This is a genomic window from Flagellimonas nanhaiensis (assembly GCF_003382275.1).
GTDB classification, from domain to species: Bacteria; Bacteroidota; Bacteroidia; order Flavobacteriales; family Flavobacteriaceae; genus Flagellimonas; species Flagellimonas nanhaiensis.
Window position 1 is genome coordinate 1,060,425 of sequence record NZ_QTJX01000002.1, and the last position, 24,916, is coordinate 1,085,340.

At 41.2% G+C, this 24,916-nt stretch carries 27 protein-coding genes; 11 read left to right on the top strand and 16 right to left on the bottom strand.

The genetic code is table 11. The features are described from left to right. Positions 1-7: 7 nt before the first annotated feature. Positions 8-1,498, bottom strand: coding sequence for a DUF1800 domain-containing protein (locus tag DX873_RS12345; protein WP_116184725.1), 1,491 nt, complete (start codon positions 1,496-1,498; stop codon positions 8-10). A gap of 169 nt (positions 1,499-1,667) precedes the next feature. On the opposite strand from DX873_RS12345, the gene DX873_RS12350 reads away from it, so the two are divergent. Genes DX873_RS12350 through DX873_RS12360 form a run of 3 tightly spaced genes read left to right on the top strand, consistent with a single transcriptional unit; the run spans position 1,668 to position 4,774 of the window. Next, on the top strand, positions 1,668-2,027 hold the full coding sequence (locus DX873_RS12350; RefSeq protein ID WP_116184726.1) for a YraN family protein: 360 nt from the start codon (positions 1,668-1,670) through the stop codon (positions 2,025-2,027). Between the two features lie 50 nt (positions 2,028-2,077). Continuing rightward, complete coding sequence (locus tag DX873_RS12355; RefSeq protein ID WP_116184905.1) at positions 2,078-2,737, top strand: aspartate kinase; 660 nt, start codon at positions 2,078-2,080, stop codon at positions 2,735-2,737. Between the two features lie 57 nt (positions 2,738-2,794). Continuing rightward, positions 2,795-4,774 carry a DUF3352 domain-containing protein gene (locus tag DX873_RS12360; RefSeq protein ID WP_116184727.1) on the top strand — a complete coding sequence of 660 codons (1,980 nt, stop codon included), beginning with the start codon at positions 2,795-2,797 and terminating at the stop codon, positions 4,772-4,774. A 54-nt stretch (positions 4,775-4,828) separates the two neighbouring features. Here the strand turns inward: DX873_RS12360 and DX873_RS12365 are convergent, their stop codons facing one another. Further along, a complete protein-coding gene (locus tag DX873_RS12365; protein ID WP_116184728.1) occupies positions 4,829-5,128 on the bottom strand; it encodes a GIY-YIG nuclease family protein in 300 nt (99 codons plus the stop codon). 125 nt (positions 5,129-5,253) lie between these two features. Between DX873_RS12365 and DX873_RS12370 the strand changes: the two genes are divergently transcribed. Together DX873_RS12370 and DX873_RS12375 are read left to right on the top strand one after the other, a co-directional pair. Beyond that, positions 5,254-6,417, top strand: coding sequence for a serine hydrolase domain-containing protein (locus tag DX873_RS12370; protein ID WP_116184729.1), 1,164 nt, complete (start codon positions 5,254-5,256; stop codon positions 6,415-6,417). Between the two features lie 130 nt (positions 6,418-6,547). Then, positions 6,548-7,357 carry a helix-turn-helix domain-containing protein gene (locus DX873_RS12375; protein WP_116184730.1) on the top strand — a complete coding sequence of 270 codons (810 nt, stop codon included), beginning with the start codon at positions 6,548-6,550 and terminating at the stop codon, positions 7,355-7,357. A 12-nt stretch (positions 7,358-7,369) separates the two neighbouring features. Here DX873_RS12375 and mfd read toward each other — a convergent pair whose 3' ends face one another. The 3 genes from mfd to DX873_RS12390 all read right to left on the bottom strand — a co-directional run bounded on the left by mfd (position 7,370) and on the right by DX873_RS12390 (position 11,974). Then, entirely contained in the window at positions 7,370-10,768 is a 3,399-nt protein-coding gene (mfd, locus tag DX873_RS12380) for a transcription-repair coupling factor (RefSeq protein WP_116184731.1), read from the bottom strand. Between the two features lie 202 nt (positions 10,769-10,970). Next, positions 10,971-11,603: a ligase-associated DNA damage response endonuclease PdeM gene (pdeM, locus tag DX873_RS12385; protein ID WP_116184732.1), complete on the bottom strand. Its 633-nt coding sequence runs from the start codon at positions 11,601-11,603 to the stop codon at positions 10,971-10,973. Between the two features lie 32 nt (positions 11,604-11,635). After that, entirely contained in the window at positions 11,636-11,974 is a 339-nt protein-coding gene (locus DX873_RS12390) for a winged helix-turn-helix transcriptional regulator (protein WP_116184733.1), read from the bottom strand. Positions 11,975-12,077: 103 nt separating this feature from the next. Here DX873_RS12390 and DX873_RS12395 point away from each other — a divergent pair, with 103 nt between their 5' ends. Both DX873_RS12395 and DX873_RS12400 read left to right on the top strand, forming a co-directional pair. Next, positions 12,078-12,677: a nitroreductase family protein gene (locus tag DX873_RS12395; protein WP_116184734.1), complete on the top strand. Its 600-nt coding sequence runs from the start codon at positions 12,078-12,080 to the stop codon at positions 12,675-12,677. A gap of 10 nt (positions 12,678-12,687) precedes the next feature. Beyond that, positions 12,688-12,984 (top strand): putative quinol monooxygenase, encoded by a 297-nt coding sequence (locus DX873_RS12400; RefSeq protein WP_116184735.1) that lies wholly within the window; start codon positions 12,688-12,690, stop codon positions 12,982-12,984. Between the two features lie 35 nt (positions 12,985-13,019). Here DX873_RS12400 and DX873_RS12405 read toward each other — a convergent pair whose 3' ends face one another. After that, the gene (locus DX873_RS12405) at positions 13,020-15,482 is read right to left on the bottom strand and encodes a ligase-associated DNA damage response DEXH box helicase (protein ID WP_116184736.1); all 2,463 of its coding nucleotides are present in this window, start codon (positions 15,480-15,482) and stop codon (positions 13,020-13,022) included. 110 nt (positions 15,483-15,592) lie between these two features. Between DX873_RS12405 and DX873_RS12410 the strand changes: the two genes are divergently transcribed. Continuing rightward, positions 15,593-16,015 (top strand): tellurite resistance TerB family protein, encoded by a 423-nt coding sequence (locus tag DX873_RS12410; protein WP_116184737.1) that lies wholly within the window; start codon positions 15,593-15,595, stop codon positions 16,013-16,015. Position 16,016: 1 nt separating this feature from the next. Here DX873_RS12410 and fbp read toward each other — a convergent pair whose 3' ends face one another. Beyond that, positions 16,017-17,024 carry a class 1 fructose-bisphosphatase gene (gene fbp / locus DX873_RS12415; protein ID WP_116184738.1) on the bottom strand — a complete coding sequence of 336 codons (1,008 nt, stop codon included), beginning with the start codon at positions 17,022-17,024 and terminating at the stop codon, positions 16,017-16,019. Between the two features lie 109 nt (positions 17,025-17,133). Between fbp and DX873_RS12420 the strand changes: the two genes are divergently transcribed. From DX873_RS12420 to DX873_RS12430, 3 genes are all read left to right on the top strand, one after another. After that, positions 17,134-17,616, top strand: coding sequence for a GNAT family N-acetyltransferase (locus DX873_RS12420; protein ID WP_116184739.1), 483 nt, complete (start codon positions 17,134-17,136; stop codon positions 17,614-17,616). Beyond that, on the top strand, positions 17,616-18,866 hold the full coding sequence (locus DX873_RS12425) for an aspartate kinase (protein ID WP_116184740.1): 1,251 nt from the start codon (positions 17,616-17,618) through the stop codon (positions 18,864-18,866). Before DX873_RS12420 ends, DX873_RS12425 begins: the two co-directional genes overlap by 1 nt. A gap of 73 nt (positions 18,867-18,939) precedes the next feature. Then, positions 18,940-20,760, top strand: a complete 1,821-nt coding sequence (locus DX873_RS12430) for a GNAT family N-acyltransferase (protein ID WP_116184741.1) — start codon at positions 18,940-18,942, stop codon at positions 20,758-20,760. 15 nt (positions 20,761-20,775) lie between these two features. On the opposite strand, the gene DX873_RS12435 is transcribed toward DX873_RS12430, so the two are convergent. From DX873_RS12435 to DX873_RS19180, 9 genes are all read right to left on the bottom strand, one after another. Continuing rightward, complete coding sequence (locus DX873_RS12435; protein WP_116184742.1) at positions 20,776-21,198, bottom strand: arsenate reductase ArsC; 423 nt, start codon at positions 21,196-21,198, stop codon at positions 20,776-20,778. 19 nt (positions 21,199-21,217) lie between these two features. Further along, positions 21,218-21,709, bottom strand: coding sequence for a GNAT family N-acetyltransferase (locus DX873_RS12440; RefSeq protein WP_116184743.1), 492 nt, complete (start codon positions 21,707-21,709; stop codon positions 21,218-21,220). After that, on the bottom strand, positions 21,710-22,198 hold the full coding sequence (locus DX873_RS12445) for a DUF6428 family protein (protein ID WP_116184744.1): 489 nt from the start codon (positions 22,196-22,198) through the stop codon (positions 21,710-21,712). Positions 22,199-22,200: 2 nt separating this feature from the next. Continuing rightward, positions 22,201-22,524 carry an ArsR/SmtB family transcription factor gene (locus DX873_RS12450; RefSeq protein WP_116184745.1) on the bottom strand — a complete coding sequence of 108 codons (324 nt, stop codon included), beginning with the start codon at positions 22,522-22,524 and terminating at the stop codon, positions 22,201-22,203. A 94-nt stretch (positions 22,525-22,618) separates the two neighbouring features. Next, positions 22,619-22,999 (bottom strand): TM2 domain-containing protein, encoded by a 381-nt coding sequence (locus DX873_RS12455; protein WP_116184746.1) that lies wholly within the window; start codon positions 22,997-22,999, stop codon positions 22,619-22,621. A gap of 52 nt (positions 23,000-23,051) precedes the next feature. After that, a complete protein-coding gene (locus DX873_RS12460; protein ID WP_116184747.1) occupies positions 23,052-23,438 on the bottom strand; it encodes a VOC family protein in 387 nt (128 codons plus the stop codon). Next, entirely contained in the window at positions 23,435-23,899 is a 465-nt protein-coding gene (locus tag DX873_RS12465) for a DUF1801 domain-containing protein (RefSeq protein WP_116184748.1), read from the bottom strand. Before DX873_RS12465 ends, DX873_RS12460 begins: the two co-directional genes overlap by 4 nt. A 7-nt stretch (positions 23,900-23,906) precedes the next feature. Beyond that, on the bottom strand, positions 23,907-24,413 hold the full coding sequence (locus tag DX873_RS12470) for a DUF4199 domain-containing protein (protein ID WP_116184749.1): 507 nt from the start codon (positions 24,411-24,413) through the stop codon (positions 23,907-23,909). A 78-nt stretch (positions 24,414-24,491) separates the two neighbouring features. Beyond that, entirely contained in the window at positions 24,492-24,908 is a 417-nt protein-coding gene (locus DX873_RS19180; protein WP_116184750.1) for a response regulator transcription factor, read from the bottom strand. Positions 24,909-24,916 lie beyond the last annotated feature (8 nt).

The following is a 24,916-nucleotide window of genomic DNA, read 5'->3' on the forward strand; positions in this document are numbered from 1 at the left end:
TGTAGGGTTATTTTAGTTGAAATTCGGGTTCTCTGACCAGATGAAGAAGTAATAGATATACCTGGATATTGGCATCTGGCAATGTCATATTCCAGCTATTGGTCTCGTAAGTTCCGGTATCTTCATAGGGTTCCCTAAAAACCGTAATAGCTCTATCATAGTCTGGGTCTGTGAGTAGACCTTTAGGTGTAAGCTGGTCTACAATGGCCCTGGTCACAACCGCGGGGTCGCTTTCCGAAGCTCCTCCGGCACCAACAGCGGCAATACCAAAAGTTCTGAACTGCTCAGCATCTGACTGAAACGAGCGCTCTAAGAACACTTCGCTTGTCAGCCAACGACCAATGATAAAATTGGTGTTGATCCATTGTCTATCTCGTTGCCAACCGGCTACATCAAAGGGGTCAAACATAGTTTGGCCTATCATGCTGCAGGCATCCACAATGTTCATTACCGTACCGTCATCATAAGTAAACCCGGTTTCCTTGTATAAATGAAGGTATAGATCGAAAGGACTTTTTATGATTACCCCTATTGCAGTGTCATCAAAAAAGTGCTGGCTTTTAAACAATTGACGCAATACAGGTGCTAGCTCAAAATTATTGGCTACAAAGGTCTGGGCAAGACCGTCAATTATTTGTGGGGCAATACCATTTCCGTCATCTCCGGTAGAGTCTGGATGAACAAAATATTCGTACAGTTTCTTACAGATGAACCATCCTATTTCGTTTGGTCTTTCGTTAAAAAGGATATCATGGACATCATCATATCCCCAATTTCCTGTCTGACCAAAAATGGTTTTGTTCTCAGTATTGAAATCTTCGGTATTAAAAGCTACTTGTGTACATCCTTCTTCTCCTCTTTCAGTATAACCGGAAAGAGCTTTGGCCGTTTCTATGATGTCTTCCTCGGTATAGTTGTTACCTTCACCTAAAGTGAACAACTCGTATAATTCCCGAGCATAGTTTTCATTTGGATTGTTACCTCTGTTACGTACACCATCTAAATAGTACAACATGGCACTGGTTAGACCAATTTCGCTTACGAAGGTCTTAAAGTTGCCCAGTGCATTTCGTTGAAGGCAGTTGATGTAATGATATAAAAAGGAATTACAATTGTAAACATCAATCTCCGTTACAAAGTGATTGTGCCAAAAGAAGCTCAAGCGATCTCTGAGGTCGTTATCCAAAAGGGCGTTGCCATATGCAATGGCAAATTCTTCCCGTTGGGCTCTTCTTAGTTGTCCGGCTAAATCATCATCGTCGGGATAATCGGCATCGGTCCAATCGGCCCACGTTGGAGGCGGAATGGGAGGAGCTGCCAGAGCCTGGTCCACCAAGTTGTCAACAAGGGTCCCTACGGTCTGTCCAACAGCAGCATTTATGGTCTGTACTGAGGCACTAAAACCTAGCCTCCGGTACAAATGGGCAGCACGTACTTCATCCAATGGAGTAGTGTACGGCGCCAACGTTGAGGAATTACAATTAATGAAGTACTCCATAGCAATGTCTGGCGTTAATTAGGTACATAGTTTTGGGGCAACTATATGTTTAGTTAACGTTGGGCGTGGTTCGATTCGGCCAACAAATTACAATCTTAACGCAGTTTTACCCTTGAACTGCACAATTTTTCGATGAACTGCACAATTTTTTTAATATTTTTCGAAGTAAATGGGGAAACACAATGAATTTGGAAAGCGTGGAGAGCAGATTGCTGCTGATTTTTTAATAGATAAGGGCTACAATATCCGCGCTAGGAACTACAGATTTCAGTATGCAGAGGTAGATATTATTGCAGAAAAGGATGGAATACTAAGTGTGGTAGAAGTAAAATCCAGAACCCATGGATTTCTTGAAGATATTTCCGAGACAGTAAACAAAAAGAAAATAAGACTCTTGACGTTGGCCGCCAATGAATTTGTACTTGAGAATGATTTGGATCTTGAGGTGCGGTTTGATATACTTTTAGTAATCCAGGAAAAGGAAAAGTATACGGTTGAGCATATGGAGAACGCCTTCTATTATTTCTAACCATTTGTTTGTTTTGTAACAATATGTTATTTTTGTACAAAACCAAGCCAATGAAAACCATATCCGCCGTAGTAGAACATTACATTAAAAAGAAACCATTTTTACAAAGTGCCCTCGCCCAGGGAATCATCAACCTGACTTCATTGTCCCGGCAAATTAAACCGGAAATTTCCGATGAATTGGGCAAGGATGTAAAAGATGGAGCAGTGGTGATGGCGCTCAAAAGGCTTTCGGACGATTTGGAATTTAGGGCCACCCACAGAATTGTAAAGGTTCTTAAAAACATTGGTGAAATTACTGTGCGGTCCTCACTCACCGATTACACTTTTTTGGCATCGGATACCATTCTGCAGCAGCAGGCCCGGTTATTGGAGGAGGTCAACGCAAACCAAGATGTCTTCTATACTTCTTCAAGAGGGGTCAATGAGATCAATATTGTCATAAGCAATGTCATGGATCATGTCGTGGAGAAGTATTTTAGGAACGAACGTTGTACGCAAAAAGCTGAGGGCCTTTCCTCCATTACGGTAAAGTTGCCTGCTGAGAATGTATCGGTTCCTGGAATCTACTATTTCATCTTTCAGCGTTTGGCCTGGGAAGGCATTGTGCTCTATGAGGTGATTTCAACTACCAATGAGTTTACCATTTTGGTGAACGAGGACCAGGTTGATGTAGCCTTCAAGACCATTAAGGATTTAAAGACGCTCTAGCGGTCAATAGACTAAAAAACATACACTTTCGTTATTGTTTAAGACGCTTTTTGAACAATGACAAAAAAAAGATTCTTTTATGGTATGCTTGCCTTGTTGTTGGCCTACCTATGTTATTTAGCCTACATTTTTGTTCTTTCCCCAAAAACCAATCTGCAGTCCATATACCTTATCCCCAAGGATGCTGTTTTTGTAATTGAATCTGAAGAACCTGTACATGGTTGGGGCAAAGTGAGCGAAAGTGAAGCCTGGCACCATCTTCAGAAAAACGATTACTTCTCGGAACTCACGGAGAACATTCAAAAGGTGGACACCATTTTTAATAATAACCATAAGTTGTTCAAGTTTTTTGATGGACGGTCCCTCTTTATTTCCGTTCATATGATTTCCCCGAAGGAGTATGGAATTTTTTATGTTCTTGACCTTAAACGTATCGCCAAATTAAAACTCCTCAAAACCTATTTGAACACCTTGTTGAACGAGAATTATGTGTTGAGCAAGCGTACCTATCATGCCCATGAGATTTTGGAAGTGCACGATAAAAGGACGAAAGAGACCATGTACTTGGCGTTTATCAAAAACCAGTTGGTTGCATCTTATACACATGCTTTGGTGGAGGCTTCCATTGATCAATACCAAGAACCGGTCTTGGGAAGAAACCTCAATTTTATTGAGGTCAACCAAAAAGTGGGACATGAGGATTTGTTCCGGTTGTATGTGCAGTACAATTATTTTGATGACTACTTCAGACGATTTTCTGATAACCCTTCTGATTGGGTGCAACGACTGAGCGAAAACTTTTTGTTCTCAGGATTTCATTTGAATTTGGACGGAAATAGCACCTTAACGGCCAACGGTTATACCAATATTGGCTCTACCAACGAAAACTATCTGGAAGCCTTACAGAGATCGGGAACATCCAAACGAACTGTTCCCAAAATAGCTCCAAAGCGCACGGCCTTATACATTAGTTACGGCTTTGACAGCTTTGCTGAATTCTATAAAAATTTTGAAACCATTCAGCAAGAGAATCCGAAACAGTTCGAAAGCTATCAAGATGGTATTGAGAAAGTGGAAAAATTTCTCAAAATCGATGTGAAGGAAAACTTTGTAAGTTGGATTGGGGATGAAATTGCGTTGCTGCAAGTTCAATCCCACATTTCAAAAGGAAAGAACGACCTCGCCTTGGTATTAAAATCCAATGATGTTGATGAAGCCAAATCCAATTTGGATTTTGTATTGAAACAGATTAAAAAGAAAACCCCGGTAAAGTTCAAAGCGGTTAATTATAAAGAGCATGAGATCAATTTCCTCTCTATAAAGGGATTCTTCAAAATACTGTTGGGAGCTCGATTTAAAGAGTTTGACAAACCATACTTCACCTTGATAGATGACTACGTGATTTTCAGCAACAGCCCTAATACCCTCAAAAGTATAATTGATGATTTTGTAAACAAGGAAACCCTTTCCGCTTCAGAAGACTTCAAGGAATTTAATAGCCATTTTGAACGAGAATCCAGCGTTTTTGTCTATAGCAATATTCCGGTTTTGTACAATAATATGTATGCTCTTGCCGATGCCAGCACCAAACAAAAGCTTCGGAAAAACAAAGACTTTATCATTTGCTTCCCTCAAGTAGGATTACAATTGACACCGGAGGATGACCTATTTGAAAGTAGGTTGGTTCTCAACTATCAAAATGTAGAGGAAGTAAAGAAGAATGCCCAATTTGAGGAAAGGCCCCAATCAGCACCAATAGTTAAAAAAGCGGTCCCTGCTCAAGTAACCGATGCCATTTTCAATCTAAAACCCATTTATCCCACTGATCTGAACGCCAAGTCATTTTCAAAAAAGTACGGCAATGGAAAAATTAGGTTTGAGGTAGACTTAAAGGACGGTCTCAAGCATGGACGTTACACGGAATATTATTCAAATGGTGAAGAAAAAATAACGGGTCGTTTCCGAAACGATGAACAAGTGGGCACTTGGCGGTTCTATGATCAAGAGGGCAAGCTTGTTAAAAAGAAGCGCTTTTAGGACACCTAGATATTTGTTAAAGCTACATTGTCATTTCGAACGCATGTGAGAAATCTAAATAATTTCATTGTTCAAAAACTTCCACTGAGGATTGAATGAGAAAATCAATTTTTCTTTTTTCTCCCTGCGCCATTTTTTTAATTCTTTTTCCCTTTGGATAGCCGTTTCAATGGATTCAAAACCCTCATAATAAATTAAGTAATAGCAATTGTATTTTCCAGCAAAGGATTCCTTTGCATTTTTACTGTCAAAATAATGCTGGGACAATCTTTTTTGAATATCGTTGGTCACACCAATGTAGAGTGTGGTTTTGGTCACATTGGTGAGAATATAAACGCAGTAGCGATTAAGCATATTTAAAAATAATTAATTCTGGATTTCTCGTCGCTTCGCTCTGTCGAAATGACATTGAAAATAATTGCCATTTCAAAATCCAACTGCAATTAGTACCTTCATTTCCAAAATCAAACATCAACTAAATGAAAGGTATTTTCCCCTCTATTGTTTTGCTTCTAGGATTACTTTTATCTCCAATGGCACTTACCGCCCAAGACTATTTTTTCCCAGAACGGAACCAAGCCTGGAAAGCAGCAGAAAAGAATCAATTCAAATACGATGCGCAACAATTGAACACTGCGGTCGATTTTGCAAAAGACAACGAATATTCTGGCCCACGCGATTTACGTCAGGCCATATTGAAAGGATTCCAAAGAGAACCTTTTCACGAAATTTTGGGGCCTACCAAAAAAAGGGGAGGACCTGCGGGCATGATTCTGAAGAACGGTCACCTATTAACTTCTTGGGGAGACACCCAAAGGGTGGATATGACTTTTAGCGTGACCAAAAGTTTTCTTTCTACCGTGGCGGGGCTTGCAGAAGACCAAGGCCTGATTCAAAATGTGGATGATAAAGTCTCCCGTTATGTCTGGGATGGCACATTTAATGGGGAACACAATTCCAAAATTACCTGGGGACATCTGCTCCAACAAAATTCCGATTGGTCCGGAGAGCTTTGGGGCATAAAGGACTGGGCAGACCGTCCGCCCCGTGAAGGCGGTTTGGATGATTGGAAATTCAGAAAACTCAACGAACCCGGAACCGTTATGGAGTACAATGACGTTCGGGTGAACGTGCTGGCCTATTCCCTGACGCAAGTTTGGCGCAAACCTATGCCTTTGGTGCTCAAAGAGGAGCTCATGGATAAAATTGGTGCATCGACTACTTGGCGCTGGTATGGGTATGATCACGCATGGACGGTAATCGACGGATTAAAAATGAAATCCGTGACAGGAGGTGGCCATTCGGGGGCAGGTATTTTCATCAGCACCGAAGATATGGCCCGGTTTGGTATGGTATTTCTGAACAATGGCAAATGGAAAGACCAACAATTGATAAGTGAAGAATGGATTGCAAAGGCAACCGAACCTTCAGTTCCCAATGCAAGTTATGGCTATATGTGGTGGCTGAACCAAAAGGACGGTACCAGAGAGTGGGAAGGTGTTCCTGACCATGTCTTCTACGCAGCAGGCTTTGGGGGCAACTTCATCGTTGTAGACCAAAAGAATGGATTGCTTATTGTAACACGATGGTTAGAACCTTCAAAAATTGGGGAGTTTGTAAAACAGGTGTACCAGGCATTCTAGGGCTGAAGAGCTGAATTTTAAAGGATTAAGGCGTAAATGCCGGCTAAATGTCGGGTCAATTTCTGTATAATTCCTTGGGAGCTAGGGGTTTTGAAAGTAACATTGTCCTAGTTTTCAAAACGTAGAGATTATGAAACAACCAGAACTAGGATTAAAGATTACCGAATTGCGCAAGCAAAAAGGATTTACCCAGGAGGAATTGGTAGAGCGCTGCAATATTAATGTGCGCACTTTACAACGGATTGAAAATGGCGAGGTCTCTCCAAGAAGTTATACCATAAAGACCATACTGTCCGCTTTGGATTACGATTACGAAAGTCTTCAGGAAAGCGGAGAAACAGTTGGCATGGATAAGATAGGTCCCATACCTCAAAAAGAAGCTAAATCCATTCGCTTTTTATTGACCTTGGCCTGGATTTCTGGAATCTTGTTCTTGATTGCCGCAGTTTTTGAAGGAGTAGCCGACTTTATGCGTTTGGAGGAAGACGAACTCATCTATGGACAATGGGGCCATATGGCCGTAAAGGTGTTGGTGGTGCTGTTCAATGTGTTGTTCATGTATGGTTTTTTGATATCCGGTAAACTCCTAAAAAACTACCTGATGAAGATTGCCTCACTCTTGATTATGGCGGCCGTAGTAGTGTTCTACGCCTACGATATCATCTCCATTTTCAATGACCCGCTCAGTATTGAGGCCGTATTTATGGCAGAAGCTGTAACCTTTGGTGCGTTGGGAGTCTTGTTTGGTATTTCCATATTAAAAGCTGGCAAAAAATTACGCACCGTAGCCTTTGCCGCTGGCGGAGCAGAGTTGTTGATGTCTTTCTGCTTGTTGATCATTGTTTTGGCACCACTGGCCCTGTTCCTGTTCTTCCCTACGGTAATTTTGGAGATGGTACTGCTCTTTAAGATTGCTTCGTTGGTACGGGAGAAAATGTGAACAAATCTATATTCAAGAGGGAATAGAATCGCTTTGGAGGTTTAAGGGCCCCAAAACCCTCAAGGCCTTCTCCACACTTGTCACCCCATCAAACACCAGCAACAAACGCAACCCATTTCGGGTTTGTTTTTCTTTTAGTTGACAGGTTTTGGGATGGGTTTGAACATAGTTCAATATCTGGGTGAAGACGGGACTTTGGTAAAAATCGGATTGTTGGTCGGCAATAAAATACCCCAAAAACTTATTCTTTTTCAGCACCACTTTTTCCAGACCTATGTGGGCAGCGATCCATTTGATTCGCACAGAGTTTAACAAGTCCACGGCCTGTTCAGGTAATTCCCCGAACCGGTCCACCAATTGTGCTTCAAATTTTTGCAGTCCTTCTTCATCCTCAACTTGGTTGAGTTGGGTATACAGATTAAGTCGTTCCGTAATATTGTTGATATAATCATCGGGGAACAACAACTCAAAATCTGTATCCAACTGAAGATCCTTTACATAGGTTTTTTCGTGGCTGCCCTCCACTTCTTCGTAAAGTTCTTTGAATTCATTTTCCTTGAGTTCCTCAATAGCTTCGGACAATATTTTCTGGTAGGTCTCAAAACCAATTTCATTGATGAATCCGCTTTGTTCTCCTCCCAACAGGTCTCCCGCACCACGAATCTCTAAATCCTTCATGGCAATATTGAAACCACTGCCCAGTTCGGTAAACTGCTCCAAGGCCTCAATTCGTTTTCGGGCATCCGGGGTCATTACCTCATATGGTGGGGTGATGAAGAAACAGAATGCCTTTTTGTTACTTCGCCCAACGCGACCACGCATCTGGTGCAAGTCGCTCAACCCAAAATTATTGGCATTGTTGATGAAAATGGTATTGGCATTGGTGACATCCAGGCCACTCTCCACAATCGTAGTGGAAACGAGCACATCAAACTCTCCGTTCATAAAGGCAAGCATCAATTGCTCCAATTTTTTGCCCTCCATCTGCCCATGACCGATACCAATTTTGGCATCGGGGACCAGACGTTGGATCATACCTGCAACTTCCTTGATGTTCTCAATACGGTTATTGATAAAAAATACCTGTCCGCCTCTTTGTATTTCATAGGAAACCGCATCCCGAATAATTTCTTCATTGAATCTGATGACCCTGCTTTCAATAGGATAACGGTTTGGGGGTGGGGTATTGATTACCGAAAGGTCACGCGCCGCCATCAAGCTAAACTGAAGCGTTCTGGGAATGGGCGTAGCGGTCAGCGTGAGCACATCCACATTTTCCTTGATGGACTTTAACTTGTCCTTTACGGACACGCCAAATTTTTGCTCTTCATCCACAATGAGCAACCCCAAATCCTTGAACTGCACATTTTTGTTCACCAATTGGTGCGTCCCGATGATGATATCGATTTTTCCTGCGGCCAAGCGTTCCAGAATGTCCCGTTTTTCCTTGGTTGTCCTAAAACGGTTGAGGTAATCCACGGTTACGGGAAGCTCACCCAGTCGTTTCTTAAAAGTATTGTTGTGCTGAAAGGCCAAAATGGTGGTGGGCACCAAAATGGCTACCTGCTTCCCATTGTCTACAGCCTTAAAGGCAGCACGGATTGCGACCTCGGTTTTTCCAAAGCCTACATCCCCGCAGATCAACCGGTCCATAGGACGCTCACTCTCCATGTCCTTTTTGACATCTGCGGTTGCTTTACCCTGATCGGGAGTGTCTTCGTATAAAAAGGAAGCCTCCAGTTCATGTTGCAAATAGCTGTCCGGGTCGTATTGAAATCCTTTTTCCAGTCGGCGCTTTGCATAGACCTTGATCAGGTCAAAAGCAATTTTCTTGACCCTACTCTTGGTCTTTTGCTTTAATTTTTTCCAGGCCGCGGAACCCAATTTGTAGATTTTGGGCGGAGCACCGTCCTTTCCGTTATACTTGGAAATTTTATGCAAGGAATGAATACTCACATATAGAATATCCCGGTCGCCATAAACAAGTTTGATGGCTTCTTGCTTTTTGCCTTCTACATCAATTTTTTGAAGTCCACCAAACTTTCCTATACCGTGATCAATGTGGGTGACATAGTCACCAATCTCCAATTTGTTGAGTTCCTTGAGTGTAATTGCCTGTTTTTTGGCATACCCATTCTTGAGGTGGAACTTATGATATCGTTCAAAGATTTGATGGTCCGTATAGCAGGCCAATTTTAAATCATGGTCCACAAATCCCTGATAGAGTGGAAAAACAAGAGTTTGGTAATGTACGGTTTCATCTACCTCATCAAAGATGTCGTGAAAACGTTTGGCCTGTTGTTCGGTAGAACAGAAAATGTAGTTGGTAAAACCTGCCTCTTGATTTTCATTAAGGTTGGCAATGAGCAGGTCAAATTTTTTGTTGAAGGCAGGTTGGGGCTTGGTTCGAAATATAATTTCGTCACCCTGAACTTTTTTCTGGGCCTCACCCGAAGAAGCACCGATCTCGATGCTCAAAAACTGCTGTAATTGTTGTTTTAAGAGGTCGGAATCTACAAAAAGCTCTTTGGGCTCTGCATGTTTTACCTCTGTGCTGAGTTTTGCGAAACTTTCCTTGGCCTTTTCAAAATTGGAATCGATTCGATTATAGACCAAGTCCAAATTTTTGGAGAAAATGACAGTTTTGGAGGCGATGTATTTTAGGAAGCTTTCCCGGGTTTCCTGCAAAAACTTGTTCTCCACATTAGGGATAATAGTGATTTTTTTCACTTTTTCCGTAGACAGCTGGGTCTCCACATCAAAGGTTCGGATGCTGTCCACTTCGTCCCCAAAAAACTCGATACGGTAGGGTTCGTCATGTGAAAACGAAAAGACATCAACAATCCCTCCTCTGACCGAAAACTCACCTGGTTCGGTCACAAAATCCACCCTTTTAAACTGATATTCAAAAAGCACTTCGTTTAAAAAATCCAAGGAAAGCGTATCCTCCAATTTAATTTTAAGAGTGTTCTTGTCCAGTTCCTTTCGGGTGACCACTTTTTCAAAAAGTGCATCAGGATAGGTGACAATGACCGCTGGTTTCCTTCTGGAATTGATACGGTTGAGCACTTCGGCCCGAAGCAGCACGTTGGCATTGTCCGTCTCTTCAATTTGATAAGGCCTTCGATAGCTTCCAGGATAAAAGAGCACATCTTTTTCTCCTATCAATTGCTCCAGGTCATTTAAGTAATAAGCGGCTTCTTCCTTGTCATTTAAAATCAAAAGAAATGGCAGTTCCATCGATTTAAAAAGATGGGAAAAAACAAAGGAAAGAGAGGATCCAACTAGCCCTTTTGCATTGATTTTTTGATTTTGGCTATCAGTGGAATTTTGAAAATGGGCAATAGTATCCCCCAGTTTCCGAAGTTGCGGAGACTGTTCAAAAAGTTGGGAAATTGATGTTTGGGTCAATCCAAAAACTTTGCGGCAAATATAAGCTGAATCCTTTTTAGAGAAAGTATTTTTTCAGATTTCTCGTTGCTTCGCTCTGTCAAAATGATTTATTACTGTACCGTCATGCTGAACTTGTTTCAGCATCTCATTTATTGTGATGAGATTCCGTGTCAAGCACGGAATGACGATTCTAATGTCGTTTAGGAGGAACGTGGCACATCTAAACTTTTACCACACTGTCCTCTACAATGGCAAAGATTTCATCTTCTTTGTTGGGTTGGAGGGTATGGGTTCCGGTAAATTCGCCAAAGGCGGGCAAGATCATCTGGTTCTTGCTCTTAAAAAAACAGGGAAGTCTTAATCTCTGCCTACCAAAGCCTCGCAATTTAACTGCTGGGTGAATATGCCCGCAGAAAGTAAAATGACCCTTGCGTTGTTCGGGATGGTGCGTAAGCAAAAAATCGTCGATGACCATTTCCGGAAAGATTTCAATATGCAATTGCTTGTATTTTTCTGGAGAAATGATGTCATGGTTTCCGGAAACCAAAATAATCTCTGCAGGGGTCTTGGCAACCCAATTTTCAAACAGGTCCCACTCCTTGTTGAGCGAAGAATGGAAAAGGTCTCCTAAAAAACAGATTTGAAAAGGCTCAAAATCAGCTACGATTTTATCGAGTAGAACAAAATTTTTGTGAATAGCCTTTCTGGGAACAGCCGCTCCAAATTTTCTAAAGTGGTTCACTTTGCCCAAGTGCACATCGCTGATCAGCAACAGTGATCTATCAATCCAAAAAACGCCACCCAAAGGGTGGAGCACAAAATTTTGGTCCAATATTTTTATGGAATGGGTCATTTGGCTTTTAAAGCCTAAAGATAGGTTTGATATTATTTTTCGGCGTAGTTCTCCACTACAAAATCACCCCAATCTGCTATGGATTTCAATAGCGGGACCAGTGTTTTTCCAAAATCAGTTAAGGAATACTCCACCTTTAATGGAGGTTTGGTAGTGTATACCTTTCTTCGGATTACACCGTCTTCTTCAAGACCTTTAAGTTGGAGACTCAGTGTTCTTTCCGTGACTCCGTTGATACATTTTTTCAACTCGTTGTATCTCAAAGGACCATCAATTAAATAGAACAGAATTACGGATTTCCATTTGCCCCCAATGATTCCCATGGTAACACTGGTACAACAGGGATATGTTTTGCCTTTTATGGTGTACATGTACTAAGATCAGATTAAAAATGCTACTATCCTTTTAGACCGTTATTGCACAACTGCAATACCCTATATAGTTTTGTAACTATAATTTTTATAGTTCAAAAATATGAGTTTCATCAACACAATGCAAGAGCGCTATACCACAAAAAAGTATGACGCTTCCAAAAGAATAGATTCCAAAAAAATTGAGGAACTAAAGGAAATAGTAAGATTAAGCCCATCTTCCATCAATAGTCAGCCCTGGAAGTTTACTTTTGTAAGGGATTCTGAAAAAAAAGAAGCTCTGGCAAAAGCTTCTTTCTTTAACGAACCCAAGGTGCTTGATTGTGACACTTTAGTGGTGTTCAGCAGAATAGACAATATTGAATTGTTTGAAAAACAGATTGAGGAAAACCTGCCAGAAGGTGCGGTAGGATATTACAAGCAATTTTTAAAGCCTCAACCTGAAAATCAGGTTAAATCCTGGTTCAGTAGCCAAACTTATTTGGCGTTGGGGGTTTTCCTTTCAGCTTGTGCGGCAATGGGAATAGATGCCACACCTATGGAAGGTATTGAACCTGAAAAATATGATGAAATATTGGGCTCAAAGGATTATCATGCCCTGGTTGGAGTTGCCATTGGATACAGAGAAGCAGATGACTTCAATCAACCGTCAAAGAATCCGAAATCAAGGAGACCTTTAAATGAAGTGATCACAACTTTATAAAATATATTTTATGGAAACCAAAAAGCTGACTATTGTTGCTCGAATTTTGGCCAAACCAGAGAAAAAGGAATTGGTAAAGAGCGAATTGGTTAAACTTATTGAACCGACTCTCAAAGAGGAAGGGTGCATCAATTATGACCTTCATCAGGACAATGAAAATGAGAACCTTTTTCTTTTCTATGAAAACTGGACCTCACGGGAACTTTGGCAAAAACACATGGACGCTGCCCATCTGGCCCAATACATGGAAGCAGTTGAGGGAGCCGTTGAAGACTTTACCCTGAACGAAATGACCCTTGTTGATTAAGTGGTTAATCGAGGTTGTTTGGAAGGTTGATTCTCCTATCTCGTTAGGATTTTGGTCATTCGTTTAATACGATCTGCCAATTTTTCATTGGATAGTTTTTCCCGTAATCTATCTGTGATAATGGGAAATGAAAATGGAGTGGGTCGTTGGCATTGTTTCCAAACGATTTCTTGCTCAGCTATGCGTTCCAAAGCCAATCGTAATCGGCCTTCTTCAAGTTGATGTTCAAATGTTTCGGTATAGGCTTGTTGATAGAGCAGGTTATCATCCTCAAAATCCCTAAAAACATCAAACAAAAGCTCTGAACTGCTTTGCAGGTGCTTCATCTTCACTCCTTTTTCTGGATAACCCGTGAACACCATGCCACTAATGACCGCAATATCCCGAAACTTACGTCTGGCCATTTCGTTGGAGTTTAGGCTTTTTTGAAGATCGGAAAGCATGTATTCGCTTGTAAACAAATTATTGTCCAGGATTTCCTGAATGTCCAGGGGTTTGTCCGATAGTAATTCAAAACCGTAGTCGTTGAAGGCCAGGGAACAGGTGATGGGCGTCAATAAACTGATTCGGTAGGCTAGCAGGCTGCTCATTCCTTCATGAATGGCCCTGCCCTCAAAGGGATAAAATATGTGGTGATAACCATCGCTGGTCTTAAAAGTCTCTATCAAGAATTGATGAGGTTGGGGCACCATGCTTTCTTCACGTTGCTTGGCAAACATGGGCGCTAAGGACTGAATTTCAATAGACTGTTTGGAAAATGGCAACTCTGCGGTATACAATTCTTGCCGTAACAGTTCCGACATCTTTGCTGAAAAACTTAACCGCCCACCCATCCAGCTGGGTACTTTGTTGGTGCGTTTAGATGAATTTCTGACATGGGCGGACATTCCCTTGATTCGGATGAATTCCAAATTCCTTCCTGCGAAGGTGAATACATCTCCCGGACTCAATTTGGAAATAAAGTATTCCTCAATGGTGCCAATATACCCTCCCTTTTGATAGCGAACTGATATGGTTGCATCTCCCACAATGGTTCCAATCTGAAATCGGTGCCTCATGGCAACGGCCCTGCTATTTACCTTGAACTTTCCATCTTCTTCCAGCTCCACTTTTTTGTACTCATCATAGCTTTTTAGACTTTGACTTCCCATCACCAAAAAATTTAACAGCCATTGCCACTGTTCCTCATCAATGCCCTGGTAGCAAAATGTTTGTTTGATTTCAGGATATATTTCCTTAGGATAAAATCCATCGGAAACAGCCAAAGTGGTCAGATACTGGATAAGAACATCAAAGCTGTTCAAATACGGTATTCGGTCTTCCACGGCACTATCCAATACAGCTTTTTGCATTGCAGCGGCTTCCACCAATTCTATGGCATGGGTGGGCAAAAAATAAATAACACTTTCCTCTCCAGGCCTGTGACCGCTACGTCCTGCCCTTTGAAGAAAACGGGCAACACCCTTGGGGCCTCCAATTTGGATGACGGTTTCCACAGGCGCAAAGTCTACACCCAGATCAAGGCTCGATGTGCACACAACTGCTTTTAGACTTTCGTTTCGAATGGCCTGTTCCACCCAAAGCCTGGTTTCCTTATTGATGCTGCCATGGTGCATGGCCATTTCTCCTGCAAACTCAGGGTATTTTTCCAAGATTTTTTGAAACCAAATTTCGCATTGGCTTCGGGTGTTGGTGAAAAGCAGTGTGGTTTTGCTTTTTCGGATGATAGGGACCACCTCATTTAAAAGATGCAATCCCAAATGCCCTCTCCAGGGGAAGGTTTCCATTTTCTCTGGAATGATACTTTTGACCGTAATTTTTTTGTTGAGATTGGCCTTGATCAATGTTGAATTTTTCAGATGGCCCGAAGAAGGCCCCAACAATACTTGTCTGGCCTGTTCTAAATTACCGATGGTCGCAGAGATGCCCCAAATTCGAAGGTTGGCACAAATGGTCTTTAACCTAGATAGACCCAGTTCCATTTGAACCCCGCGTTTGGTACCCAACAGCTCGTGCCACTCATCAACAACGATTGCCGAACAATCTTTAAAGGTCTTTTCATATCCTTTTGATGAAAGTAGGAGTTGAAGACTTTCAGGAGTGGTGATCAACAAGTCGGGCATAGCCGCTTTTTGTCTTGCTCGTTCCTTGTTTGGGGTATCTCCGGTTCTGATTCCTACCGTCATTTGGGTCTCCAAGTCCTGGGTAATCCGCTCGGCAGATTGTTTAATTTCTTGCGAGAGTGCCCTTAATGGTGTTATCCAAATCGCTTTAAGTCCCTTTTTGTGCTTGGTTTTGTAATTGGGATGGGTTTTAATGTAGTTCAGCACAATGGGAAACCAAAGTGCGTAAGTTTTTCCGCTTCCGGTGGGGGCATTCAAGAGTCCATGTTTGCCATCCAAAAAAGCTTTCCAGGTCTGTTCTTGAAAAGGAAATGGCTTCCATCCTTGTTGGTTGAACCAATTATAGGCAATATTAAAAAGTTCAGAGTCTTGCAGTTTGCAATTTTTTGGGTTTCAAAATCAAATGAAAATACAAATTTCTTTTGGGGGTAAATATGCCTACCTTTCTATGATAAGATATATATTTGTGCCACAAAAATTGAAGTATGCCAATTTTAGATTTATACGAACACGGCGAACAACGGAAAAACCTTGCGCATTTTGCAACTTTGGCCAGTTTGGCCGCAGCGGATGGTGTAATTACCGATGAGGAAAAAACCGCTTTGGACAAATTTGCCTTTAGATTGAACATCACGGATGCAGAGTACAAAGAGGTGATGAAAAAGGAAAATAAATATCCTATTGAAACACCTCATAGTGGTGAAAAAAGACTGAGGAGGTTGTTCGATTTCTTTGAAATCGCTTTTGCAGACAATGTTGTGGATCAAGAGCAGGTTGGACTCATTGTCAAGTATGCTATTGGACTAGGGTATTCCCCCAGCAAAGCAAAACTGATCGTAGAAAAATCCATTGCAATTTTTACTGGAAGAATAGATTTTGAGGATTACCAATTCCTCATGGAAAAATAATCTAGTATTTGGCCATAAATTCTTCGGCCTTTTCTACCATCTTTTTACTTCCACAGAAGAAAGGAACCCTTTCATGAAGTTCTGAAGGTTGGATATCCATAATGCGTTGGAATCCATCACTTGCCTTTCCATTGGCCTGTTCCGCCAGGAAAGCCATGGGGTTGCATTCGTACAAAAGACGAAGCTTGCCGTTATGCGCCATACTGCTCTTGGGGTACATGTAAATTCCACCTTTGATCATATTTCGGTGGAAATCGGACACCAAGGAACCTATATAACGCGAAGTGTAGGGCCTGTCTCCCTCTTCTTTCTGACAGTATTTGATATAATCTTTCACCCCTTGCGGAAAATGGATGTAGTTTCCTTCATTGACCGAATAGATTTTTCCTGTTTCAGGAAATTCCATATTGGGGTGGGAAAGGTAAAATGTTCCTAGGGCAGGATTCAATGTAAAACCATTTACACCATCTCCCGTGGTATAAACAAGCATGGTGGAGGTGCCATAAATTATATATCCGGCCGCAATTTGGTTTTTGCCGGGCTGTAGAAAATCTTCCATTGTTACCGGGGTACCGACAGGAGTTATTCGCCTATAAATGGAAAAAATGGTACCTACAGACACATTTACATCAATATTTGATGAACCATCTAAAGGATCGATCAAAACCACATATTTATTTTGATGGTTTTCATCTTTGCTGTTGATGGCAATAAAATCGTCTTCTTCTTCGGAAGCAATACCGCAGACAATTTCTCTGTTTTTTAGGGTTTGAATAAACTTTTCATTGGCCAGAACATCCAGTTTTTGCTGGTTCTCACCTTGAATGTTTGTGTCGCCCGCACCACCTAAGATGTCTACCAGCCCCGCTTTGTTTACCTCGTGGTTGACAACTTTTGCAGCCAGCCTCAATCCGTTGAGGAGTCGTGAAAGTTCACCAGAGGTGTATTGAAAAGAGTCTTGATTGGCAATTATAAATTCTCCCAGGGTCTTATGCTGGAGGTCAAACATGGTAGCGTGTTTTATTTGGCGACAAATATCGTTCATTTTGTGATACTATATCGATTTCGTTGAGGGAAAGTTTTAGATATTTATAACTTTGAGTTTTATTTCTAACAATATGGATTTTTCAATCAGAGAGGCCAAAAAAGAAGATATGGGTCAAGTTTTGGGGCTCATCCAAGAATTGGCAGATTTTGAAAAGGAACCGGATGCCGTTGAAGTCACCAAAGAGGATTTGGAAAGGGATGGCTTTGGTAAGAACAAAATGTTCCATTGCTTTGTAGCGGAATTTGCAGGAGAAATATTGGGAATCGCTTTGGTGTACCCAAGATATTCTACTTGGAAAGGACCCGTTATACATTTAGAGGATTTAATCGTTTCCGAAAAAATGCGAGGGAGTGGAATAGGCTCTGCACTTTTGGACGAAGTGGTAAAGTACGGTCATAGTTTGGGAGTTCGAAGAATTTGTTGGGAAGTACTGGACTGGAACGAGCCAGCAATAAACTTTTATGAGAGCAAAGGAGCTAGAGTGATGAGAGATTGGGATGTGGTACAGTTAGATGAACAAGGAATTGAAAATTACATAGAAAGAACAAATTAATGAGGGTTTTTAAGTTTGGGGGCGCTTCGGTAAAGGATGCAGAAGCGGTCAGGAATGTGGTAAAGGTTTTAAGTGAGGTGGGATATGAGGATACTCTAGTAGTAATCTCGGCCATGGGTAAAATGACCAATGCCATGGAAAAAGTGGTCAAGGCTTATTTTGAGAATAAAAATACTTTAACTCCTGCCTTTCAAGAGGTCATAGATTTTCATGAGACCATTTTAACTGATTTGTTTAAAAACCCAAACCACCCGGTACATGAAAAAGTAAAACTCCTTTTTGATGAGGTCAAGGGTTTCTTGACATGGAACAAATCTCCAAAATATGCTTTTGTGTATGATCAGGTTGTAGGATATGGAGAATTGGTTTCTACCACAATAATTAGTGAATATCTTAATGAAGTAGGGTTGACCAATTCTTGGTTGGATGTCCGTAGTTTAATCAAGACAGACAACAATTATAGGGATGCCAAGGTAAATTGGGACCGCACCCAGGATGAAGTTTCCAAGCAGGTGGATATGTCCAAGCTCAACATAACCCAAGGCTTTTTGGGCAGTGATGAAAACAACTTTACCACTACCTTGGGAAGAGAGGGTTCGGATTATACGGCAGCTATTTTGGCCTATTGTCTGAATGCAGAATCTGTAACCATTTGGAAAGATGTTCCCGGGGTATTGAATGCCGACCCAAGGAACTTTGAGCAGACTCAATTGTTGGACCGAATCTCATATCGGGAAGCCATAGAATTGGCATTTTACGGAGCTTCGGTAATCCACCCAAAAACGTTGCAGCCTTTACAGAGAAAAGAGATTCCATTGCATGTGAAATCATTTGTAAACCCAAAGGGAGATGGAACCATGGTGGGCAAAGGTGAGGGGATCTCCCCTAAAATCCCTTGCTTTATTGTAAAAAAGGACCAGGTTTTGATCAAACTTTCCTCTTTGGACTTTTCTTTTATCGTGGAAAACAACATCAGTGAAATCTTCAAACTGTTCCATGACCATCGAATGAAAGTAGACCTGATCCAAAATTCGGCCATTAGCTTTTCGGTTTGTTTGGATAACAAGTTCAATGGGCTACAATCTATGCTTAACGAACTAAAAAGGAAATTCAAAGTGGTCTGTCATGAAGAGGTTTCTCTTTACACCATAAGACATTTTGATGACAATGCGGTCAAATCCCTTCAAAACGGAAGATCTGTATTGGTAGAACAGCGCGGAAAGGAGACTGTGCAGCTGGTCGTAAAATAGAAATGCCTCATTTCTAGGGCAAAAGCCAATACCTGTAATTTTCTATCTTTATACCTACCTAATATTTTCTTATATGGGGTTGGTTTCTGCAAAAGAGGTGGCTAAGGTCATTCATCTTGACAAATATGGCTTTTTGGGCACCTTTGTAGGATGGTTGTTGATGGCGTTCACCAGGATAACTACCATCAATCGTTTTTATGATCGGAACAAGGATTTGACCGGGCCAGAATTTTTGGATCGGATTTTGGATCATTATGAAATTGATTTTGAAATTCCCGAAGAAGACTTGAAACGTCTTCCTAAATCAGGACCATACATTACCATTAGCAATCACCCATTGGGAGGCATAGACGGAGTTCTGCTACTTAAGTTGATGCTTCAGGAGCGTAGTGATTTTAAAATCATTGCCAACTTTCTATTGCATAGAATAGAACCATTGAAGCCATACATCATGCCTGTTAATCCTTTTGAAAACCACAAGGATGCCAAGAGCAGTATCATGGGTTTCAAAAATGCATTGCTCCATCTGAAGGAGGGACATCCGCTAGGTATTTTTCCGGCGGGGGAGGTTTCCACTTATAGAGATGACAAATTGGTGGTGGACAGACCTTGGGAAGAGGCCGCAATCAAGCTGATTCGTAAGGCCGAAGTTCCGGTAGTGCCCATATATTTCCATGCGAAAAATAGCAGACTTTTTTACAGACTCTCCAAAATCAATGATGTTTTTAGGACTGCGAAGCTGCCATCTGAGCTTACTTCCCAAAGTAGAAGGCCCATAAAGGTGCGTGTGGGGCAGCCTATATCCGTAAATACCCAAAAAGAAGAAGAAACTTTGGAATCTTTTGCGGAGCTGCTGAGAAAAAAGACCTATTTGTTGGCAAATGCTTTTGAAAAAGAGCGTTTGATTGACAAGGTCCCCACCACTTTGAAGATACCCAAACCGCCAAAGAAGATAGCCTCTGCTGTAAATGTGAAGGTTCTGCAGGGCGAGATCGATAAGCTTAGGGAAAAGGATTGTCGCATGCTCCAGAGCAAGAACTATGAAGTTTATCTGGCACAAGAAAAAGACATGCCCTTTATCTTAAAAGAGATTGGCAGGCAGCGCGAAATTACCTTTAGAGAAGTGGGAGAGGGAACAAATAATGCCGTTGATTTGGACCAGTTTGATTCCTACTACCACCATCTTTTTCTATGGGATAATGAAGAAAAGACCATTGTTGGGGCATACCGTATGGGATTGGGATCACAAATCTTCAAGGACTATGGAATTGATGGATTCTATCTTCAGGACCTCTTTAGGTTTGAACCGGAATTGTATGGTATGATGGAAAAATCCATAGAAATGGGACGGGCCTACATCGTAAAAGAATACCAGCAAAAACCGATGCCCCTCTTTTTGTTATGGAAGGGGATTGTCCATACCACCTTACGATATCCAGAGCATAAATATTTAATTGGGGGGGTCAGTATCAGTAATCAGTTCTCCAATTTTTCCAAATCCTTGATGATCGAGTTTATGAAATCCAATTACTGGGATCCCTATGTAGCTCAATACATAAGGCCTAAAAAGGAATTTAAGGTACAGCTCAAGGATGCAGACAAAGAATTTGTGTTTGATGAAACCCAAGCAGACTTAAACAAGTTTGACAAATTGATCAGTGAGGTAGAACCCGGAAGTCTTCGTCTTCCGGTATTGATCAAGAAGTATATCAAGCAAAACGCAAAGGTTGTGGCCTTTAATGTAGATCCTCTGTTCAATAATTCTGTAGATGGGCTGATGTATATACGAATTGCGGATTTACCGGAAAGTACGGTCAAACCTGTCATGGAAGAATTCCAGGCTGAGTTGGAAAGAAAAATGGCAGAAGGGAACATGCCTTCCGCCATTGACTAACCAAATTGTTTGAGTTTAGTTTACCAACTCCTCTTTCACAAAATCGTGGCAGAACTCTTTTATTTCATCTCTGGTACTCACAAATGCTTTATGTTTTACATCTTCGGGACCAGAAACTTTTGATGGGTCCATGAAGTTCTGATGTATCCGTTGCGCATTTTTGGCTGGAATAAAAGGGCAGTTTTCCTTGGCATGATCGCAAACCGTAATAATATAATCCCATTCAATCCCTTCGTATTCATCCACATGGTTAGAGGTATGGCCAGAAATATCAATGCCATCTTCTTTCATAATGGACACGGCACCAGGGTTTAGCCCATGGGTCTCTATCCCTGCACTATAAACATTGGCCAAGGAATCCTGAAAGTGATTCAAATATCCATGTGCCATTTGGCTTCGGCACGAATTTCCGGTACAAAGTACTAATACGTTTTTCATTCGGTTTTTTGATTTGATGTTAATCTATTCCAATTTTTTTACTACGTTTTTCAAATAGGAGGTTGTCTTTCCAAACCCCATGTATTTTACCTACCCGTTCCCGTTTGCCAATATAGCGAAAACCTACTTTTTCATGAAGCTTGACACTGGCTTGGTTTTCGGGAAAAATCCCAGATTGAATCGTCCATAATCCTGCCTCCTCACTTTCCTCAATAAGTCGCTCCATCAACAATTTCCCTACTCCTTTTCCACGACTTTTGGAAGCAACGTATACGCTTACTTCGCCAACTCCACCATATACGCATCTGCTCGATACGGGCGATAGGGCTGCCCAACCAAGAATGTTCCCTTCTTCTTCGGCAATCAAACGGCATTTTTCTAGATGGGCTTGATCCCAACTTTCATAGCTGGGAACATTCAGCTCAAAGGTGGCAATACCCGTACTTATCCCTTCTTTGTAGATTTGGGAAACCTGTTCCCAATCCTGAGGGGTCATGGCCCTGACCTTCATTTAACAACAACCGCTTTCAGGAGAACAACATGCGGTTTCGGCAGGTTGGGATTCCTCCACAACTCCGCAAGTTTCTTTGGCCTTGCAGTCTGTTTTCTGAACGGACAATTTTACTGTGAGCGTCTTGTTGTCCAAAGCATGATCATGTACAAAGAGTTGAGCCGTATGAAAATCAGCATTGCTGTATTCAAATTTAATTTCGGCATCTTGTACCATGGGCTTCATCCTATCAACTTTGTTCAGGATGCTCAGAGCTTTGTAAACGGACATATAATCTCTTTTGTCCTTTTCCTTTGGACTCTCCCAAAGTTGAACAATGGTTTCTTTCCAAAAATCGGTGCCAGCACCACAATCAACGGAATCAACGGTAATATTCTTGACCTCGGTGATATGATAGTTGGCCCCGACCAGCTTACCTGGAGTATATTCGAAAAGTAGACTTTTGTCTTGATGCTGTTTTAATAGTGATAGAAATTCTGAAGTATTCATGGTTAACAACAGTTTTGATTAATATTGGTAAAGAACACATGAAAGGAGTGTTGCAGTTCTTCCCAGCGTTCTTGGTTAATACAGTAACAAAGATTTTTACCTTCAAAGGTTCCTTTTAGGAGCCCAATTTTTTTGATTTCATTCAAATGTTGGGAGATAGTAGGTTGAGAAAGGCCAATAACATCTACAAGGTCGTTGCAGATACAATTTTCTTGTCTGCTGATGTATTCCAGGATGGCAATTCGGGCTGGATGTGCCAATACTTTGGCAGCCTGGGCCAGCTCATTTTGCGTCAAGGAAAACATATGTGTCTTAGAAACTCCCATGTCTTGAACAATGCATTTATAATTTTATATTGCAATATTACGATAATATTAGTAAATAAAAAAGCCGAAGAGGAAAATTCTCCGGCAGTTTTCTTTAGAACCAAGGTTTTTTACCCACCTGATAGGTGTTGTAAAACTCTTCGTCTGATTTAGTTAGATATATAATTCCTTCAATAAGTCCAATGATTCCAGGAATCCAGGCCAAAAAGGCCCCGATCACAAAACAGACCAGGATATAGGCTATAATGGAAAAGCCAAGAAGTATAAATCCTTCTTTATTATATCCGAGTATAAATTTATGAACTCCAAGGGATCCCAGCAGAATTGCCAAAATTCCTGCCAAGATTTTTTTGTTGTCACCTCCAACGTCTTTAAGGCCTTCCTTAAATTCTTCGGCGGTTTCCTTGGCTGCATCTTTGGCTTTGTCGAAAGCATCTTCGGCTTTATCTCCTAAATCTTTTTTTTCTTCAGACATGGTTTAAATGTGTTGGTTAAACGAGTCTTAAATGTAGCAAATAATTCAATATCTAGAGAAAAGCTTTATCAACAGGTTCCCATAACTCAATTTTATTACCTTCTGGATCTAAAATCCAACCAAATTTACCATAGTCGTACTCCTCCATTTCCCCCACAACGGTTACCCCTTCCTTTTTTAGAACTTTTAAGAGTTCTACTAGATTTTCTACCCTAAAGTTCATCATGAATTGTTTTTCACTGGGCTGAAAATACTGGGTATCTTCTTTGAAGGGACTCCACTGCGTCATACAATCATTCCCATCTTTATCTTTCCACCAGAAACTCCAACCATATTGATCCATGGGAATACCTAAATGTTCTTTATACCAGCTCTTGATTTCATCTGGATTTTTGGTTTTAAAGAAAAAACCGCCCAGACCAGTTACTCTATTTTTCATCTTTTCCTGTTTTTTATATTCTTTTCGTAAAGTGCAATCCATGCTTGCGGGGTCATTTTTTGGCACAGCTCGGCTATTAGATCATGGGGAATGGTCTCCATTTTTTTAAACCGAATACAACTCTTGCCCATATCCAATTTGGTCCGCACGTATTTTGGATATTCACCCATAAACCAATCCAATAGTTCCTTGTCTGCATAAATCCCGGAATGGTACAGAGCCACAAAGTTCTTCTGGGAAGCTATATTGATGAAAGGGAGTGGGAGTTTCGGGTCGCAATGATACCCATCTGGATATAGGGAGTGGGGAACCACAAAACCGATCATTTTATAGCTGATACATTCCTCAAAGCCTTCGGGCAGGTTATCCCTTACCGTGGCGCGTAATTTTGAAACCGCTTCTTTTCGGTCTTCTGGCAGTTTGGAAATATACTCGTCCGTAGTTTTGGCATCAATGGTCATGGCGCGATTATTTCCGTTGCAGAATCAAAGCTGAAATCAGTGAAATAATAAAACCAATCACAAACACGGTCATGGACATAATTGCAAAAGAGAACAATGGATTGGAAAACATTTCTTTTTCGGCCTCCATTTTGGCCAGTTCCACTTTAAACTCATCAGGAGGTAGTGTATTTCTTAAACCTTCAACCGTGGTATCGTAATATTCCGTCATAAAATCTGGGTTCAGCACCTGGGAGTACAGCACATCCAAAATTCCAAAGGCCAAAGCAGTGATAAGGCTAATTAGGATTCCTATGACCAAAGCTTTTTTAAAACTGAGCTTCCCTTCGTTCTCTTTGTCCCTAAAATGTTTGATTCCAAAATAGACAAAACCCAAGGATAGAATCATGGAAGCATAGCCTATAATTTCTTGGGTAGTAAAGGATAGATTGTCCAGTAGGAACAGACTGATCAGAAAAAGAACCCAGATGGTGATCGCCCCATATAATCCGAATCGTAATACTGTTTTTTTCATGTTGGTACATTTTTGATGGTTGTCATAAAAGTAAGCCTCAGTGCAGGTTTACCTCTCATACTAAAGTACCAAAATCAATTAAGGGGAAAGAATTTCCAGGTCTTTGGCCTTCTGAATTGCCTGAGTTCTTCGTTTGGCATCCAATTTTACCAATAGGTTGGAAACGTGGGTTTTTATAGTGCTTTCGGAAATAAAGAGCTCCTCCGCAATTTCTTTGTTGGACATGCCTTTGGAAATATGGACCAAGACTTCATACTCCCTATTACTGATGCCCAACTCGTTTATTTTCTTGGAATCAATTGTGGGTAAAGTGGTAGGTTTCTTGGCCAAGGTTTTTTTGTTTATGTAAACCCCAATTATAAAAAAAATGATGGCGACAACGGCAATGGCCACTTCAATGGAAATATCACCGGAGAGATAAGAATATTTACCTAACTGAAAAAGGGCAAGCAGTGCAACAATGAGCGCAGAAAAAACAAAAATGGTCTTTTTCACCCACTAAA

Excerpts from the sequence above, each read along its gene's own strand:
- DX873_RS12345 (WP_116184725.1), bottom strand. The coding sequence starts at position 1,498 with ATGGAGTACTTCATTAATTGTAATTCCTCAACGTTGGCGCCGTACACT.
- DX873_RS12350 (WP_116184726.1), top strand. The coding sequence starts at position 1,668 with ATGGGGAAACACAATGAATTTGGAAAGCGTGGAGAGCAGATTGCTGCT.
- DX873_RS12355 (WP_116184905.1), top strand. The coding sequence starts at position 2,078 with ATGAAAACCATATCCGCCGTAGTAGAACATTACATTAAAAAGAAACCA.
- DX873_RS12360 (WP_116184727.1), top strand. The coding sequence starts at position 2,795 with ATGACAAAAAAAAGATTCTTTTATGGTATGCTTGCCTTGTTGTTGGCC.
- DX873_RS12365 (WP_116184728.1), bottom strand. The coding sequence starts at position 5,128 with ATGCTTAATCGCTACTGCGTTTATATTCTCACCAATGTGACCAAAACC.
- DX873_RS12370 (WP_116184729.1), top strand. The coding sequence starts at position 5,254 with ATGAAAGGTATTTTCCCCTCTATTGTTTTGCTTCTAGGATTACTTTTA.
- DX873_RS12375 (WP_116184730.1), top strand. The coding sequence starts at position 6,548 with ATGAAACAACCAGAACTAGGATTAAAGATTACCGAATTGCGCAAGCAA.
- pdeM (WP_116184732.1), bottom strand. The coding sequence starts at position 11,603 with ATGACCCATTCCATAAAAATATTGGACCAAAATTTTGTGCTCCACCCT.
- DX873_RS12390 (WP_116184733.1), bottom strand. The coding sequence starts at position 11,974 with ATGTACACCATAAAAGGCAAAACATATCCCTGTTGTACCAGTGTTACC.
- DX873_RS12395 (WP_116184734.1), top strand. The coding sequence starts at position 12,078 with ATGAGTTTCATCAACACAATGCAAGAGCGCTATACCACAAAAAAGTAT.
- DX873_RS12400 (WP_116184735.1), top strand. The coding sequence starts at position 12,688 with ATGGAAACCAAAAAGCTGACTATTGTTGCTCGAATTTTGGCCAAACCA.
- DX873_RS12410 (WP_116184737.1), top strand. The coding sequence starts at position 15,593 with ATGCCAATTTTAGATTTATACGAACACGGCGAACAACGGAAAAACCTT.
- fbp (WP_116184738.1), bottom strand. The coding sequence starts at position 17,024 with ATGTTTGACCTCCAGCATAAGACCCTGGGAGAATTTATAATTGCCAAT.
- DX873_RS12420 (WP_116184739.1), top strand. The coding sequence starts at position 17,134 with ATGGATTTTTCAATCAGAGAGGCCAAAAAAGAAGATATGGGTCAAGTT.
- DX873_RS12425 (WP_116184740.1), top strand. The coding sequence starts at position 17,616 with ATGAGGGTTTTTAAGTTTGGGGGCGCTTCGGTAAAGGATGCAGAAGCG.
- DX873_RS12430 (WP_116184741.1), top strand. The coding sequence starts at position 18,940 with ATGGGGTTGGTTTCTGCAAAAGAGGTGGCTAAGGTCATTCATCTTGAC.
- DX873_RS12435 (WP_116184742.1), bottom strand. The coding sequence starts at position 21,198 with ATGAAAAACGTATTAGTACTTTGTACCGGAAATTCGTGCCGAAGCCAA.
- DX873_RS12440 (WP_116184743.1), bottom strand. The coding sequence starts at position 21,709 with ATGAAGGTCAGGGCCATGACCCCTCAGGATTGGGAACAGGTTTCCCAA.
- DX873_RS12445 (WP_116184744.1), bottom strand. The coding sequence starts at position 22,198 with ATGAATACTTCAGAATTTCTATCACTATTAAAACAGCATCAAGACAAA.
- DX873_RS12450 (WP_116184745.1), bottom strand. The coding sequence starts at position 22,524 with ATGGGAGTTTCTAAGACACATATGTTTTCCTTGACGCAAAATGAGCTG.
- DX873_RS12455 (WP_116184746.1), bottom strand. The coding sequence starts at position 22,999 with ATGTCTGAAGAAAAAAAAGATTTAGGAGATAAAGCCGAAGATGCTTTC.
- DX873_RS12460 (WP_116184747.1), bottom strand. The coding sequence starts at position 23,438 with ATGAAAAATAGAGTAACTGGTCTGGGCGGTTTTTTCTTTAAAACCAAA.
- DX873_RS12465 (WP_116184748.1), bottom strand. The coding sequence starts at position 23,899 with ATGACCATTGATGCCAAAACTACGGACGAGTATATTTCCAAACTGCCA.
- DX873_RS12470 (WP_116184749.1), bottom strand. The coding sequence starts at position 24,413 with ATGAAAAAAACAGTATTACGATTCGGATTATATGGGGCGATCACCATC.